This is a genomic window from Burkholderia thailandensis E264 (genome assembly GCF_000012365.1).
GTDB classification, from domain to species: Bacteria; Pseudomonadota; Gammaproteobacteria; order Burkholderiales; family Burkholderiaceae; genus Burkholderia; species Burkholderia thailandensis.
This window is the reverse complement of sequence record NC_007650.1, coordinates 2869546-2885512: the sequence shown is the minus strand read 5'-3', so window position 1 is coordinate 2885512 and position 15967 is coordinate 2869546. Positions and strand designations below refer to the sequence as shown.

Here is a 15967-nt window from a genome sequence, read left to right as displayed (position 1 = left end):
AATCGAATAAATATTCACCTGGAGGCTGGGGAGGCTCTCGACCGATCGACATCGGGCCGTTCGGCATTGGTGGTGGGCAAAGGCAATTTCATGGCGCAAGTGGCATTTCTGTTTCCCGGGCAAGGCGCATTCTATGCGGGCGCGACGCGGGCATTGAGCGGCGCGTATCCCGTGGTGCAGCGGGCCATGCAGGCGATCGACGCCGTTTCGGTGCGGCGATTGCGCCGCCCGTTGCTCGCGACTATATGGGACGAGCACATCGGTGTCGAGGATCTGCTGCAATACGCGCCGGATCTGTTGCAGCTCGCGATTTATGCAACGTCCATCTCGTGTTTCGAGGCGCTGCGCGCGCGCGGCGTGCGGCCCGACGTGCTCGTCGGCCACAGCTTCGGCGAGATCGCCGCGCTCACGTGCGCCGGTGCGTTCTCGATCGAGGAAGGCGCGGATATCGTCTGCGACCGGATCGACGCGTTGCGCGAAGCCGCGCCCGCCGACGGCCGGATGGCGGCCGTGTCCGCGTCGCCCGACGCGGTGCGCGCGCATCTGGCCGCATGCTTTCGCGGCGCGCCCGACGGCCGCGCGGGGCGCGTGCGGATCGCGGTCGAGAATCACGCGTCGCAGACCGTCGTGTCCGGCGCGCGCGAATACGTCGACGAATTTTCCGCCCACTGCGCTCGAAACAATATCTCCGCGCAAATATTGAATTCGCCTTATGCATTTCATCATGACGATCTGGAAAATGCGCGAATCGAATTTGGACGACGTTTGAAAGCTTATAAAAATAAAGCGCTCGAATATCCGGTTTATTCGCCGATATTGAATCGCTATTACGCGGCTGCCGACGATCTCGGCGCGTGTCTCGCGCGCCATCTCGTGTTGCCGGTCCGGTTCGGAGATGGGGTCGCAAGACTCAAAGCCGCCGGCATTGGCGCGTTCGTCGAGTGCGGGGCGCTGAACGCGCTCAGCAGGATCTCGGTGCGCGCGCTGGGGCCCGGCGCCGCCAAGACTTTTCCGGGCGCGTCGAGCGCGGGAGGCGAACTCGCCGGCCTGGAGAACGTTCTCGCATATTTCAATGGGGGTAGTGTCATGAACGACGACATTCGCGCAAGCAATCTGCAACTCGATTTCGACGAGTTCTGGCGCAACAGTGGTCCGGGGATCGTCGACAAGATCAAGGGCGAGCTCAAGCGGTTCTTCGACGCGCGCGGGCTGCAAGCGACGCCCGCGCCGCAAATCGTGACCGATCGCGGCTTCGTGTCCGGTTACGCGCCGTCCGGCGCGACCGGCGTCCCGCCGGCCGCGGCCCAGGCTGTCGCGCCTGCCGCACCGGTCGCATCTGCCGCGCCGGTCGCGCCCGCAGCGCCGGTCGCGCAGGCAGCGGCCGCGCCCGTTGCGGCCGCCGCCTTGGCGCGGGTGCCGCGCGATCGGCTCTTCGCCGAGCTCGTCGCGATTTACGCGGAGGCGATGGAATACCCGGAAGAGGTGTTCACCGAAACGGTCGAGCTCGAAGCGGAGCTCGGCATCGATTCGGTCAAGCAGACGGAAATCATCCAGCGGATCAGCGCGCGTTACGGGCTGCCGCCGCTGCCGGCGAACTTCCGCGCCGGCGACTTCAAGGCGATGGGACAGATCGTCGACTTCGTCTACGAGCATCAAGGCCAGGCGGCGGCGCTCGTCACGAACTGAAGCGCCGCGCGCACCGCGCGCCACGAGAATAACGAGAGGAGAGGGCCGGATCAGACGGAGAGTCTCGTCCGAATGTTTGGTAATCCTGACCACTGCGATTTATGTCGAATTCCTATTTGTTGGGGAAGCGTGTGTTGGTGACGGGCGGGGCAAAGAACGTCGGAAAGGCGATCTGCCGCCGCTTTGCCGAAGAGGGCGCGCACGTCATCGTCAATTTCTTTCATTCGCTCGACGCGTCGAAAGAGACCGCGGCCGAGCTGCGCGCGCTCGGCGCGACGGTCGACGTCGTGCGCGCGTCGGTTGCGCAGCCCGCGCAGGTCGAGCGGATGTTCGACGAAATCGAAGCGAAGTACGGCAAGCTCGACATTCTCGTGAACAACGCGGCCTCGGGCGCGTTGCTGCCCGTGGACGACATCGAGGCCGCGCACTTCGACCGCGCGCTCGACACGAATCTGAAGGGCGCGTTCTGGTGCGCGCGCCGCGCCGCGCGGCTGATGGCGCGCGCGGGCGGTGGCGCGATCGTCAACGTTTCGTCGGTGGGCTCGACGCTCGTGCCGGCGAACTATCTCGTCGTCGGCACCGCGAAGGCCGCGCTCGAATCGCTGACACGCTACCTGGCCGTCGAGTACGCGAGCCTCGGCATTCGCGTGAACGGCGCGTCGTCGACGCTGATCGACGGCGACGTCGCCGCGCAGTTTCCCGATCCCGAGAACACCAAGCGCTCGAGCATCGCGGCGACGCCGCTCGGCCGCCTCGCGACCGCCGAGGATCTCGCGGACGTCGTGCTGTTCCTCGCATCCGATGCGGCGCGCTGGATCACCGGGCAGGTGATTGTCGCGGACGGCGGGCTGTCGCTGTGCAGCGAGGCGCTGTCGCCGCGGCGCGAGTGGCGCGGTGTGCGGCCGGCGGCGGGCGGCGACGGCGCGTCGCTGCCGGACACGCCGGCGGGGCCCGCGGCGTTTCCGAGCCGCCCGAGCGCGGGCGCGGCCTCGGTCGCGCCGGACGCGGTTGCCTCGTCGGAGTCGGGGGAGTCGGCGCCTGCGTCGACTCCGCGCGTGCCCGCCGATGCAAGCGCATCCGCGTCGCATGACGTGCATGCGTCGACGCCTTGCGCCGCAATCGGCGCATCGCCGGCGGCACCCGCTGCCGCCGACGCAGGCGACGAAGCCGATGAAATCGCCGTCGTCGGCATGGGCGTCGCGCTGCCCGGCGCGAGCGATCCGGAGGCGTTCTGGCGCGCGCTGCTGAACGGCCCCGAGCTGTTCGGCAACGTGCCGCCCGATCGTTGGGATTACCGATCGTTCTATTCGCCAGACACGTCGGCGGAAGACAAGAGCTACCAATCGCGCTCGGTGTTCATCGAGCATTTCGAGCCCGACGCGCGGCTGCGCGCCGAGATCGAGGCGGCCGCCGCGCCGGACGAGCTGACGACCCTGTGGCTGCGCCATTCGCTGCGCCAGGCGCTCGACGGCGTGCGCGTGCGCGCGGGCGATCGCACGTCGTTCCTCGTCGGCTACACGGCGGACGGCAGCCAGCATCTGGAAGAAGGGATGGTGCTCGCGGCGATGCGCGCGCGGTTGCGCGAGGCGCTCGACGAAGCCGGCGCACCGCCGGACGAGCGCGAGCGCCGCATCGCGCAGATCGATGCGGTGCTGCGCGCGCGCTATGCGCGCGGCACGGGCGAGCTGTCCGAGTATTTCCCGCATCGCGTCGGCCTGAACGCGATGCGCGGCGTGCTGCCCGACGACGCCGAATACATGATGGTCGACACCGCGTGCTCGTCGTCGCTCTATTCGGTCGACCTCGGCATCAAGAGCCTGCTCGCCGGCAAGCACGACGTCGTCGCGTGCGGCGGCGCGTTCGCGCTCGCGCCGCGCGGCTCGATCCTGTTCTCGAAGCTGCACGGGCTTTCGAAGAGCGGCGAAGTGCGGCCGCTCGACAAGGCGTGCGACGGCGTGCTGTTCGCCGACGGCGCGGGCGTCGTGATCCTGAAGCGCCTGAAGCGCGCGCTCGCCGACGGCGACCGCGTGCTCGGGGTGCTGAAGGCGTTCGGCTCGTCGTCGGACGGCAAGGGCAAGGCGATCTACGCGCCGAATTCGGCGGGCCAGAGCATCGCGATCGAGCGCGCGTATCGGCAGACCGACGTGCGCAAGGAATCGGTCGACTGGGTGGTCGCGCACGCGACCGGCACGCCCGCGGGCGACCTCGCCGAGTTCCAGAGCCTGCGCGAGAAGCTCAAGCGCGACCGGCCGGTGTACGTGACGTCGAACAAGTCGCTCGTCGGCCATACCGGATGGGCGGCGGGCGTCGTCTCGCTGATCCAGGTGCTGCTCGCGCTCGAGCACGGCCGCATTCCGCCGCAGCACCGGTTCTCCGAGCCGCCGCGGGAGTTCGACATCGAATCGAGCGGCTTCACGATCCCGACGCAGGCGGTCGACTGGCCGCGCAAGGCCGATGCGGCGCGCGTCGCCGCGGTGTCGGGCTTCGGCTTCGGCGGCACGAACGGCCATCTGATCGTCGGCGAGTATCGGCCGGACCTGGGCGCATCGAAGCCCGCCGCGCGCGTGAGCCGCGAGCCGCTCGCGATCGTCGGCTGGTCCGCGAAATTCCCGGGGCTCGACGGCCGCGACGCGATCGCCGCATGGCTGAACGGCGCGGGCGCAGCGCCCGGCGCGAGCTTCGGCCTCGCGTATCCGCTGCCGAGCTTCGATCGCGTGCGGATGCCGCCCGCGGTGCTGCGCGCGCTCGACCGCTGCCAGCTGATGGCGCTCGACGCCGCGCACGACATGCGCGAGCAGTTGCGCGACTACTGGAGCGCGCATGCGGACGCGATCGGCGTCGTGATGGGACACATGGGCCCGACGCGCAACGCCGCGCTGTACGCGAGCCGCTGCTATGTCGACGACATCGCGACCGCGGTGCGCGCGTGCTTCGACGATGCATCGCGCGCGCCGCTCGACGACGCGCTCGCGCGCGTCGCGGAAAAGGTCAAGCGCCTCGTGCCGCCGACAACCGAGAATTCGTTCCCCGGCATGATGCCGAACGTGATTCCGGCGCGCGTCGCGAACTATCACGACCTGCACGGGATGAACATGACGGTCGACGCCGGGCATGCGTCGACGCTCGCCGCGTTCGAAGTCGCGTCGCGCTTCCTGAGAAGCGGCGAGCTCGACATGGTGATCGTCGGCGGCATCAACGGCAATTCGGCCGACGAAGTGCAGCCGGCGTTCGGCCGGCCGCTCGCGGAAGGGATCGTGCTGTTCGCGGTGACGACGAAGGCGCAGGCCGACGCGGCCGGGCTGCAGGTGCTCGCGTGGGTCGAGAGCGGCCGCGAGTTCGCGGACTCCGTCGCCGCCACGTCGCCGCACGCGTTGCGCGACGCGCAAGGCAGCGAAGTCACGTACGCGGGCGCCGACGGCGCGCTCGCGGTGCTGCGCGCGCTCGTCGGCGATGCGGACGCCGTGTCGGTCGCGCTCGGCAACGATCGCGATCGGGTGCGCTTCGGCTTGCGCGTCGCGCGCCGCGCGCCGCCGGCATGCGCGGACAGCGCGCGCGGCGGGACGGCTTCGGCAACGGCGTCGCCGGCTCCCGTTTCTTCTCACCTTTCCGAGCCGTTGCCGGCATCCGCCGCCGCATCGGCGCTGTCGGCGCATCCCGTCGCACCGCTCGCGACGGCCGTGCACGCGGAGCCGCCGGCGTCGGCCGCGACGGCCGCACCGGCTACCGCCGCTTCGGCCGACAAGCGCGTGCCGATTCCCGCAACGCTGAAAGCGACCGACGTGGCCGCCGATGGCGAGCCGCTCGGCGTCGCCCGCTATCGGATCGACCTGCAGGAAACGCCGTGGCATGCGGGCGCGGGCGCGATCGCGTATCTGCCTGCGGGCAGCGTCGTCGTGACCGATGCGCCCGAGCTGCTCGACGGCATCGGCATGCTGCCCGCCGATCTGCTCGTGCTGTCGACGCGTGCGGCGGCGTTCGCGCGCGCGCGGCTCGTAGTCGTCGACACGCTCGACGAAGGCGCGCTGCAAGGGCTGATTCCGTCGGGCACGCGTCACGTGCGGCTGCTGACGTCGCTGCACGCGAGCGCGCTCGCGCCGGATCGCCTGTCGGCGCCGTCGCCGGAGCGGCTCCGGCTGCACGATCTCGCATTCCTCGCGCTCAAGCAGTGCTACGACAGCGTCGCGCAGCAGGGCTCGTTCATCGCGCTGCTGCTCGACGCGGTGAAGGACGACGTGCTGCATCCGGACGCGGGGATGTTCACGGGCCTCGTGAAGGCGCTCGCGATCGAGCTGCCGAACGCGCGCGCGCTCGCGGTGCTGACGGACGATGCGGACATCCGGCACGGCGTCGCGCGGGCCGAGCGTGAGAGCGGCGCGCAGCATCTGCTGCCCGTCGTCGCACTGTGCGGCGGCCGGCGCCTCACGCCGCGCGTGACGCGCGACGCGGGCGAGCTGCCCGCCGACGGCCTCGCGCGGCTCGGGCCCGATTCGGTCGTGGTCGCGTTCGGCGGCGCGCGCGGGATCACCGCGGAACTGATGAAGGCCGTCGCCGAGCACTTCCAGCCGACGATCTATCTGATCGGCAGCAGCGCGCTCGACACATACGGCCCCGACGTGTTCGCCGGCAGCGACGAAGCGTTCGCGCGCCGTCGCCCCGATTACATCCGCGAGCAGAAGGCGCTCAATCCGGGCCTGCCGCTGCCCGCGATCATCAAGGCGTTCGAGCGCCAGGTGGACGCGCGCGCCGCGCGTCGCAACATCGACGTGATGAAGTCGTATTGCGGGCCGAACAAGGTGTTCTATCTGCGCGCCGACGTGCTCGACGCGAACAGCGTGCGCGCGGCGGTCGAGCGGATCGCCGCGGCCGGCCAGCCGATCGATCTCGTCGTCAACGCGGCGGGCCTGAATCGCTCCGCGTCGGTCAACGTGAAGTCGTTCGACGATTTTGTCGCGGTGCGCGACATCAAGATTCGCGGCTACTGGAACGTGCGCGACGCATTCGGCGCCGCGCAGCCGCGCGCGTGGTGCAACTTCGGCTCGTTCATCGGCCTCACCGGGCAGGCGGGCGAGACCGACTACGCATCGGGCAACGATTTCCTCAACACGCAGGCCGCCTACCATCGCGCGGCGCTCGCGCGCGACGAGTTCACGATCGGCTGGACGCTGTGGCGCTCGGTCGGGCTCGGCGCGAATCCCGTCACGCGCGCGTTCCTCGAGAAGAGCGGGCTCTTCACGAGCATGCGGACCAACGAAGGCATTCATCACTTCCTGCGCGAGATCAACCTGTCCGAGCGCGCGGCGAGCTCCGTGCATCTGGGCGCGGCCGAGCGGCGCGCGATCGAGACGCATCTGCCGACGTTCTTCGACGCGCAGGTAGCCGAGCACACATCCGCCTCCGCGCGCGCGCCGCACGCGCGAACGGAGCAGTCCGTGCCGCCGCCGATCGGCGCGCAGCCCGCGCCGATCGGGCAGGCCGTGCTCGATGCGCCCGACGGGCGTGCGCCACAGCCGCCGCGCGAGCGCGTCGCACGGCCGCCGAGCCACGACTTCTATCTCGGCCGCGAAGTGCGCCGCACGAGCGACAGCGTGACGTTCGAGCGCATCTTCGATCTGCGCACCGACGCGTATCTTCAACACCACGTCGTGAACCGTTTCGCGACGCTGCCCGGCACGTTCGTGCCCGAGCTCGCGGCCGAGGCGGCGATGAAGCTGCTGCCGGGCTTGCGCGTCGTCGGCTTCCGAGACGCCGCGTTCCGCCACTTCCTGCGCGTGTACGACGCGCAGCGGCCAAGCACGAAGCGCATCCATGCGCAGGTCGTCGGCCGCGAGGGCGATGCGGCGGTCGTGCAGGTGCGCATCACCGGCGACGTGCTCGCGCCGAACGGGCAGATGCTCGTCCAGGACAAGCTGCATTTCGAGATCAAGGCGCTCGTCGCGCCGCGCCATCCGAGTGCGCCCCTCTGGCCGATGCGCCCGGACGAGCCGCGCACGCCGGTTGCCGATCCGTACCACTTCGAATCGGCGCCCGTGCGGCTGACGGGCATGTTCGTGTCGACCGTGGACACGGGCGTCACCGCGATGGGCAAGGTCGCGCGCTACCGGCTGAATGTCGCCCCCGACGACGCCGTGTTCTCGCGTTTCGTCATCCCGAGCATCATGCTCGACGGCCTCGCGCGCGTCGCCGTGCTGAACTACGTCGCGAACGACTACATCCCGCTCGCCGCGCCGGTCTCGATCGGCCGGATCGATCTGTACGAAGGCGGCAACGACTGCGAGCTTGCGCGCCGCTACGACCGGATCGACCTGTACGCGACGCCCCGCGCGTTCGCGCTCGAAGGCGCGCACGGCGGCAACCGCTTCGCGGCGGTGCGCCCCGACGGCAGGATGCTGATGGAGATGAGCGACGTGTCGGGCGTCGTGATCGGCTACGTGCACCGGACGACGCTCGCGTACGCGACGAAGGCCGAGGTGGACGCGCTCGCCGCGCGCCTCGCAACCGAGCGGGAGACGGCATGAGCAAGCACCGCCAGGCGCCGGGGCCGCGCGGCAGCCTCGTGATGGGCAACCTCGCCGCGTACAAGCGCAATCCGATCACGATGCTGCTGCGGCTGCACCAGCAATACGGCGACGTCGCGCGCAACCGGCTCGGCCCGTTCGTCACGCATGCGCTCGCGCATCCGGACCACATCCAGTACGTGCTGCAGGAGAATCACCGCAACTACGTGCGCGGGCGGTTCTACGACAACTTCAAGATGTTCTTCGGCGACGGCCTGCTCACGACCGACGGCGAATTCTGGCGGCGTCACCGGCGCGCGGTGCAGCCGCTCTTCCACAAGAAGCAGGTCGATGCGCACACGGCGGCGGTCGGCGACGCGGCGCTCGCGCTCGCGCATCGCTGGAGCGCGCTGCCGCCCGGCAAGGCGGTGGACGTCGTCGAGGAGATGATGCATCTGAGCCTCCGGATGCTCGGGCTGATGGTGTTCAACACCGACGTGTCGTCGCACGCGGAGGCGGTCGGCCCGGCGGTGCGCTTCGGGATCGAAGCGATGATGCCGCAAGGCAACATGAACGACTTCATCCCGCGCTGGGCGCCGACGCGCTTCAACCGCCGGATCGCGCACGCGCGCCGCGCGATCGACACGATCATCGCGAAGATCATCGCCGATCACCGCGAAGCGCGCTGCGAGCCGAGCGACGTGATCTCGCTGCTCCTGAACGCGCGCGATCCGGACACCGGCGCGCCGATGACGCAGCAGGAAGTGCACGACGAAGTGATGACCGTGTTCCTCGCGGGCCACGAGACGACGGGCGCGGGCCTTGCGTGGGCGCTGTACGCGCTCGCGCAGCATCCGGCCGTGCTGCGCCAGTTGCGCGACGAGCTCGACGCGCGCCTCGGCGGCCGTGCGCCGACCGTGCAGGACTTCGAACAACTGCCGTATCTGTCGCAGGTCGTCGACGAGGTGCTGCGCGTCTACCCGCCGATCTGGGGCTTCACGCGCGATCTCGTCGAAGACGACGAGATCGGCGGCTACCGGATTCCCGCGCGCTCGTCGGTCTTCATGTCGCCGTACGTCACGCATCGCCATCCGGCGTTCTGGCGCAATCCGGACGCGTTCGATCCGGAGAACTTCGCGAGCGATGCGCCGGCTCGCCATCGCTTCGTCTACTTCCCGTTCGGCGGCGGGATGCGCAAGTGCATAGGCTTCCAGACCGCGCTCCTGCAGATGCGCGTGCTCGTCGCGGTGGTCGCGCAGCATTTCGATCTGAATGCGTTGCCCGGCCATCCGATCGAGCTCGGCGCGGCGATCTCGCTGCGGCCGGTGCACGGCATCCGTCTGATCGTGAAGCCGCGCGAGCGGCAGCAGAGCCATCTCGCGCGCGTGCGCGAGCACGAATCGGCGCGCGCGCTGCGTCCGCTCGGCGATACGGCCGAAGCGGCGGGCGCCGTGTGTCCGATGACGGATGCGGCGCACGAGATTTGCGTGAGCGCCGACGCCGCGATGGTGGAGGCCGGCGCGCCCGGCGACGCGAATGCGGGCGGCGCGGCCGCCGCCGTCGAGCGCGCGGCGGCCCGGCAACACGAACCGGCCGCCGCCGCGCCGCTGCCGTTCGCGACGTCGGCCGCCACGGGGGCGCCCCCCGCGGCGTCGCCCGTCGCGGCCGCCGCCGCTGGCGCGAGCGCCCGCAGCGTGCCCGCGTGGCGCTTCACGTGGCGGCCCGTGCCCGTCGATCCGGTGCCGGACGAGCCGTCGCCCGCGTTGAGCGGCAAGCGCATCGCGCTCGTCAACGGACGCGGCGGCACGATCGAGCGCGTCGCGGCGGCGCTGGCGCGGACGTGCGCGAAGGTGTCGGTGTTCGCGCCCGCCGCGAACGCCGACCACGCGGAAGCGGCGCGGGCATTCGTCAATGAAGCGGGGCCGCTCGACGGCATCGTCGATCTCGGGCTCGAAGCGCCGTTCGCGCTCGACGACGCGAGCGCATGGGAAGCGCCGATGCGGCGCACGGTCGAGCTGCTGAAGGCGTGCTATGGCGACTGGGCGGCGGAGGACGACACGTCGCGGCTCTTCTATGTCGCGCTCACGTGGATGGACGGGCAGATGGGTTACGGCGACGACGCCGGCGCGCAGCCGCTCGGCGGCCTGTGGGCCGGACTCGCGAAGACTCTGCCGCAGGAGCTGCCGAACTGCAACGTGCGCGTGCTCGACATCGCGCCGGACGAGACCGGCCGCGTCGACCGGCTCGTCGTCAACGAACTGTATCGCTGGGGCCTGTTCGAGGTCGGTTATCGCAACGGCGTGCGCTACACGCTGCACGCGAAGCGCGACGAACTGCCGCCGCTCGCGGTCGACGCGCGCGCGGCGCTCGGCCCGGGCGACACCGTGCTGTTCTCGGGCGGCGCGCGCGGGATCGGCCTGTTGTGCGCGCGCGCGCTCGCCGAGCGCCACGGCTGCACGGTGCTCGTCACCGGGCGCGAGACGCCGCCTGACGGCGGCGAGCCGTGGATGGCGCTCGACGAAGCCGGCTTCAAGCGCTATGGGCTCGAACAGCTGCGCGCGGCGACGCCCGAACGTCCGCCGAAGGCGATCCGCGCGTCGCTGCAGCGGCTGAAGCACCGGCGCGAGCTGAAGGCGGCGCTCGACGAGATGGCCGCGCTCGGCCTGCCGGTCCATTACCGCGTGTGCGACGTGACCGATCGTGCGGCCGTGCGCGCGCTGTGCGACGAGCTGGGCGATTCGCTGCGGATCGTGATCCACAACGCGGGCGTCGATCAGCCGGTGCGCCTGATCCAGAAGCGCGCCGACGATTTCGCGCATACGGTGCGCACGAAGGTGCTGGGCTTCGCGAACCTGTGCGATGCGGTGCGCGCGCGGCCGCGGCTCGCTCAGTTCTGCAACGTCGGCTCGCTGACGGGCCGCTGGGGCGGGATGACGGGCGAGACCGACTACGCGGCCGCGAACGAGGCGCTCGCGCGCCTCGGCCTCTGGGCCGCGAAGCACGCCCTGCCACCCGCATGCGGCGTGAAGACGCTCGTGTGGCCGACGTGGGAAGGCGTCGGGATGATCACGAACTTCGCGGTCACGCAGCGCTACGTGAGCCCGATGAACGTCGAAGAGGGCGTGCGGCACTGGCTGCGCGAGCTCGCCTCGCCGGGCGGCGGCGAGGTGATGTTCATGGGCGCGGTGGGCCGCGCGCCGACGCCCGTGCAGATCAAGGGCTTCCAGCCGATCCGCGAGCTGCCGAACATCGGCGAGCTCGTCACGCGCCGGCATCACGTCGGCGAGCCGGTGCGGTTTCGGCCGTTCAAACGCTTCGAGGGCCGCTATGCGATCGATCCCGCCGTCGCGCCGTACGCGCGCGCGTTCCGCTTCAACGGCCGCGCGGTGCTGCCCGCGTCGCTCGTGCTCGAGCATGCGTGCGCGGTCGGCGACTGGGTCATGCCGCCGACGGGCGAGCCGCGCGAGCTGAGCGAGATGACGAACGTCGTGCTGCGGCTCGACGCGCTGCCGGACGTGCCGGCGGGCGATGCGCCCGTCGAGATCGCGAGCGAGGCGGCCGGCTACATGATCGGCGACGTCTGGTGCGTCGACGTGCGTTGCAGCGATGCGCGCACGCAGGCCGAGCTGCTCAGCATGACGCTCGTCTATCGGCCGCAGCCGGAGCAGATCGGCGCCGCGTATGCGCGCGCGCCCGACACGAAGCCCGAGCCGGCGCCGCTCACGAGCGCGCCGCATGCCGCGTGGGACGGCGAGCTGCTGCCGGCGGGCGACTGGAGCGTGCCGGACGACGCGTCGGCCGGCATCGTGCGGATCGGCCGCGTGCCGCCCGCCGCAGTGCTGAGCCTGTGGACGCTGCCGTTCCCGCTCGAGCTGCGCCTGCCCGTCAATCATGTCGAGCACGTGCTGCGCGTGCTGCTCGCCGAATGGGGCGCCGCGCAAACCGACGCGCCGTCCGTGTGGCGAATCGGCGCCGCGAAGCTCGCGCGCCTGCCGGCGGCGTCGGCCGACGGCGTCGTCGAATACGCGACCGGCCGCTTCGCGGTGCTCGACGCACGCGGCTACGTGCTGCTGCGTGTCGACGACACGCGCGTCGACAGCGACGCCGCGCATGCCGCGCCGGCCGAAACGGTCGCGCTCGCCGATCCGCTGACGGCATGACGCGCGAGCGCACAAGTGGAGGAACGATAACGATGACGACGACGAACACGACGACGCCGGCGGCAGCCGCGACGCCGGCGATCCGCGATTGCGGCGATCGCTACTGCATCATCGGCGGCGGCGCGGCCGGCATCGCGACCGCGAAGAACCTGCGCGAGCACGGCATCGCATTCGATCTGATCGAGCGCGAGGACGACATCGGCGGCACCTGGTATTACGGCAAGCCGTGCAGCGCGATCTACAAATCGGTGCACATGATCAGCTCGCGCGAGTTCTCCGAATACACGGACTACCCGATGCCCGCCGATTACCCGACCTACGCGCGCGGCGATCAGGCGCTCGCGTACCTGCGCGACTATGCGCGCCGCTTCGGCGTGTACGAGCACGCCGAGTTCAACCGGACCGTGCTCGAAGTCGCGCCGCTCGCGCAGGGCGGCGCGTGGCGCGTCGAGCTCGACGGCGGCGAGGTGCGGCATTACAAGGGCGTGTTCGTTTGCAACGGCCATCTGTCGAAGCCGCAGGTGCCCGACTACCCGGGCCGCTTCGACGGGCTGCAACTGCATTCGGCGCTGTACAAGACCCCCGACGTGCTGAAGGGCAAGCGCGTGCTCGTCGTCGGCGCGGGCAATTCGGGCTGCGACATCGCGGTCGAGGCGGTTCATCATGCGAGCGCGGTGTTTCACAGCACGCGGCGCGGCTACTTCTACTGGCCGAAGTTCCTGTTCGGGATTCCCGCCGACCGCTGGGCCGAATGGCCGCTGAAGCTGCGCATGCCGCTGTGGGCGCGGCGCTTCTTCGGCGAGCGCCTGCTGCGCCTCACGACGGCCGGCCAGCCGGAGGACTACGGGCTGCCGAAGCCGGATCACAAGCTGTTCGAGGCGCACTTCATCATCAATTCGACGCTGTTCTATCACCTCGGGCATGGCGATCTCGTCGCGAAGCCGGATGTCGTCGAGCTCAAGGGCGATCGTGTCGCATTCTCGGACGGCAGCGAGGAGCAGATCGACGCGATCGTCTACGCGACCGGTTTCCAGCTGAGCTTCCCGTTTCTCGACCAGTCGTATCTGCAATGGGACAAGATGCAGCCGCGCCTGTACCTGAACGTGTTCGACCGCGCGCATCCGAACCTGTTCTTCATCGGCCTGTTCCAGACGTCGACCGGCAACTGGCCGCTGATGGACTATCAGGCGCAGCTCGTCGCGCGCTACCTGCGCGCGCGCGACGCCGCGCCGCGCAAGGCCGCGCGGCTCGACCGGCGGATCGGCCGCGACCGCTCGAACTGGAACGGCGGGATTCATTTCAGCGACACGCAGCGGCACGTGATCGAAGTCGAGCACTTCGCGTACCGGCTGCAACTGAAGCGGCTGATTCGCGCGCTGCCCGATTCGCGCGTCGCGCCGCGGCAGGCGCGGCCCGTGGCCGTCGCGTCGGCGGCGCAAGCGGCGGCGTCGGGCGCGCGCGTGCGGACGGGAGACGCATGATGGCGATCGTCTCCGTGGAGAGCGTGAGCAAGACCTATCTGCTCGACAGCGTGAAAGTGACCGGCCTTGCCGGCGTGTCGGTCGACATCGACGCGAACCGTTTCACCGTGCTGAGCGGCCCGTCCGGCAGCGGCAAGACGACGCTGCTCAACATGATCGGCTGCATCGATCGGCCGGACGCCGGGCGCGTCGTCGTCGCCGGCCAGGATACCGCGACGCTGTCCGACGATGCGCTATCCGACTTTCGCGCGCGCGAGGTCGGACATGTGTTCCAGTCGTTCAACCTGCTGCCCGTGCTGTCCGCTTACGAGAACGTCGAATATCCGCTGCTGATGGCGCGCAAGCCGGCGCGCGAGCGCGCGCGGCGCGTCGCGTATCTGCTCGATGCGGTGGGCCTTGCCGGCAAGGGCGCGCACCGGCCGAGCCAGCTGTCGGGCGGCCAGCGCCAGCGCGTCGCGATCGCGCGCGCGCTCGCGGCGGGGCCGTCGCTCGTGCTTGCCGACGAGCCGACCGCGAACCTCGACAGCGTCACCGGCCGCGCGATCATCGCGCTGATGCGCGAGATGCAGCGTGAGAGCGGCGTGTCGTTCATCGTGTCGTCGCACGACCCGCAAGTGTTGGAAGCGGCCGACGACGTCGTGCAGATCCGCGACGGGCGCATCGTCGAGCGCCGCCGCATCGCGCAGGAGGCGCAAAGCTGATGCATACGTTCATGTTGGCGCTGCGCAACCTGCAGCGAAACCGGCGGCGCTCGATCACGACGCTGCTCGCGATGATCGTCGGCGTCTGCGCGGTGTTGCTGTTCGGCGGCTTCAGCAAGGACATCACGTTCGGATTGCAGACCGATTTCGTGCGGCGCAGCGGCCATTTGCAGATCCAGCGTCACGGCTACTACCAGTACGGCAGCGGCAATCCGGTCGCATACGGGATCGGCGGCTACGAGCGGCTGATCGCGCGGCTGCGCGACGATCCGGTGCTCGCGCCGATGATCGCGGTGATCACGCCGACGCTGCAGTTCGGCGGGATCGCGGGCAATTTCGAAGCGGGCGTGTCGCGCACGGTGCTCGCTCAAGGCGCGGTCGCCGACGAGCAGGACCGGATGCAGCAATGGAACGACTACGGCTTTCCGCTGACGCCGAAGCCGTATCCGCTCGTCGGCACCGCGCCGGATGCGGCGATCGTGGGCAACGGCGTCGCGCGCGTGTTGCATCTGTGCGGGCCGCTGCACGTGCCCGATTGTGCCGACGGCGACATCGCGAAGGACGCCGTGGCGTCGGCCGCGTCGGCCGCGGACGCGCCGGCCGACGTGCTTGCGCTTGCCGCCGCCGAAGCGGACGCGCGAAAGGGCGAGCGCGGCGATGAGCATGGCGGCGAGCGCGCGGGCGCGACGCACATCGAGGTGCTCGCGGCGAACGCGTACGGCGCGCCGAACGTGGGCGGCTTCACGGTCGCGAAGGCCGAGCAGCAGGGCGTGAAGGAGTTCGACGACGTCTACCTTGCGATGCATCTGTCGCGCGCGCAGCGGCTCGTGTACGGCGGCGATGCGCCGCGCGTGACGGCGATCGAGATCCAGCTCAAGCACACCGCGCAGTTGCCCGCCGCGCGCGCGCGAATCGGCGAGCTGTTCGGCGGCAGCTTCGAAGGCCAGCCGCTCGACGTGCTCGACTTCGCCGCGCTGAATCCGTTCTACGACCAGACGAACCGCATGTTCTCGATGATCTTCGGCTTCGTGTTCGTGCTGATCGGCGCGATCGTGCTGTTCGTCGTCAGCAACACGATGAGCGCGGCGATTCTCGAGCGGACCGTCGAGATCGGCACGCTGCGCTCGATGGGCGTGCGTCGCGGCGGCATCCAGGCGCTGTTCGTCTGCGAAGGCGCGCTGCTCGGCGTCGTCGGCGCGTCGATCGGCGTGCTCGTCGCGCTCGCGCTCGCATTCGCGGTCAATCACAGCGGCCTCGCATGGACGCCGCCCGCGCGGATCGATTCGGTCGCGCTGACGGTGCGCGTGTGGGGCGAATGGCGCCTTATCGCGCTGACGTTCGCCGGGCTCGCATTCGTCGCCGGATTGTCCGCGTGGTTGCCCGCGCGCCACGCGGCGCGGCTGTCGATCGTCGACGCGCTGCGTTACGCATGAGCGGCGGAAGTT

6 protein-coding genes are annotated in these 15967 nt (G+C 70.2%); all 6 read left to right on the top strand.

Annotation, left to right across the window (positions count from 1 at the left end; all coding sequences use genetic code 11):
* Positions 1-66: 66 nt before the first annotated feature.
* The 6 genes from BTH_RS12065 (at position 67) to BTH_RS12040 (ending at position 15955) form a co-directional block, all read left to right on the top strand.
* On the top strand, positions 67-1686 hold the full coding sequence (locus BTH_RS12065) for an acyltransferase domain-containing protein (RefSeq protein WP_161654621.1): 1620 nt from the start codon (positions 67-69) through the stop codon (positions 1684-1686).
* A 101-nt stretch (positions 1687-1787) separates the two neighbouring features.
* Positions 1788-8201: an SDR family oxidoreductase gene (locus tag BTH_RS12060; RefSeq protein ID WP_011401604.1), complete on the top strand. Its 6414-nt coding sequence runs from the start codon at positions 1788-1790 to the stop codon at positions 8199-8201.
* The gene (locus BTH_RS12055; RefSeq protein WP_009894439.1) at positions 8198-12340 is read left to right on the top strand and encodes a cytochrome P450; all 4143 of its coding nucleotides are present in this window, start codon (positions 8198-8200) and stop codon (positions 12338-12340) included. The genes BTH_RS12060 and BTH_RS12055 overlap by 4 nt, the downstream gene beginning before the upstream one ends.
* 32 nt (positions 12341-12372) lie before the next feature.
* Positions 12373-13821 carry a flavin-containing monooxygenase gene (locus tag BTH_RS12050; protein ID WP_009894438.1) on the top strand — a complete coding sequence of 483 codons (1449 nt, stop codon included), beginning with the start codon at positions 12373-12375 and terminating at the stop codon, positions 13819-13821.
* On the top strand, positions 13821-14522 hold the full coding sequence (locus BTH_RS12045; RefSeq protein WP_009894436.1) for an ABC transporter ATP-binding protein: 702 nt from the start codon (positions 13821-13823) through the stop codon (positions 14520-14522). The genes BTH_RS12050 and BTH_RS12045 overlap by 1 nt, the downstream gene beginning before the upstream one ends.
* A complete protein-coding gene (locus BTH_RS12040) occupies positions 14522-15955 on the top strand; it encodes an ABC transporter permease (protein ID WP_009894434.1) in 1434 nt (477 codons plus the stop codon). Before BTH_RS12045 ends, BTH_RS12040 begins: the two co-directional genes overlap by 1 nt.
* The last annotated feature ends 12 nt before the right edge of the window (positions 15956-15967 follow it).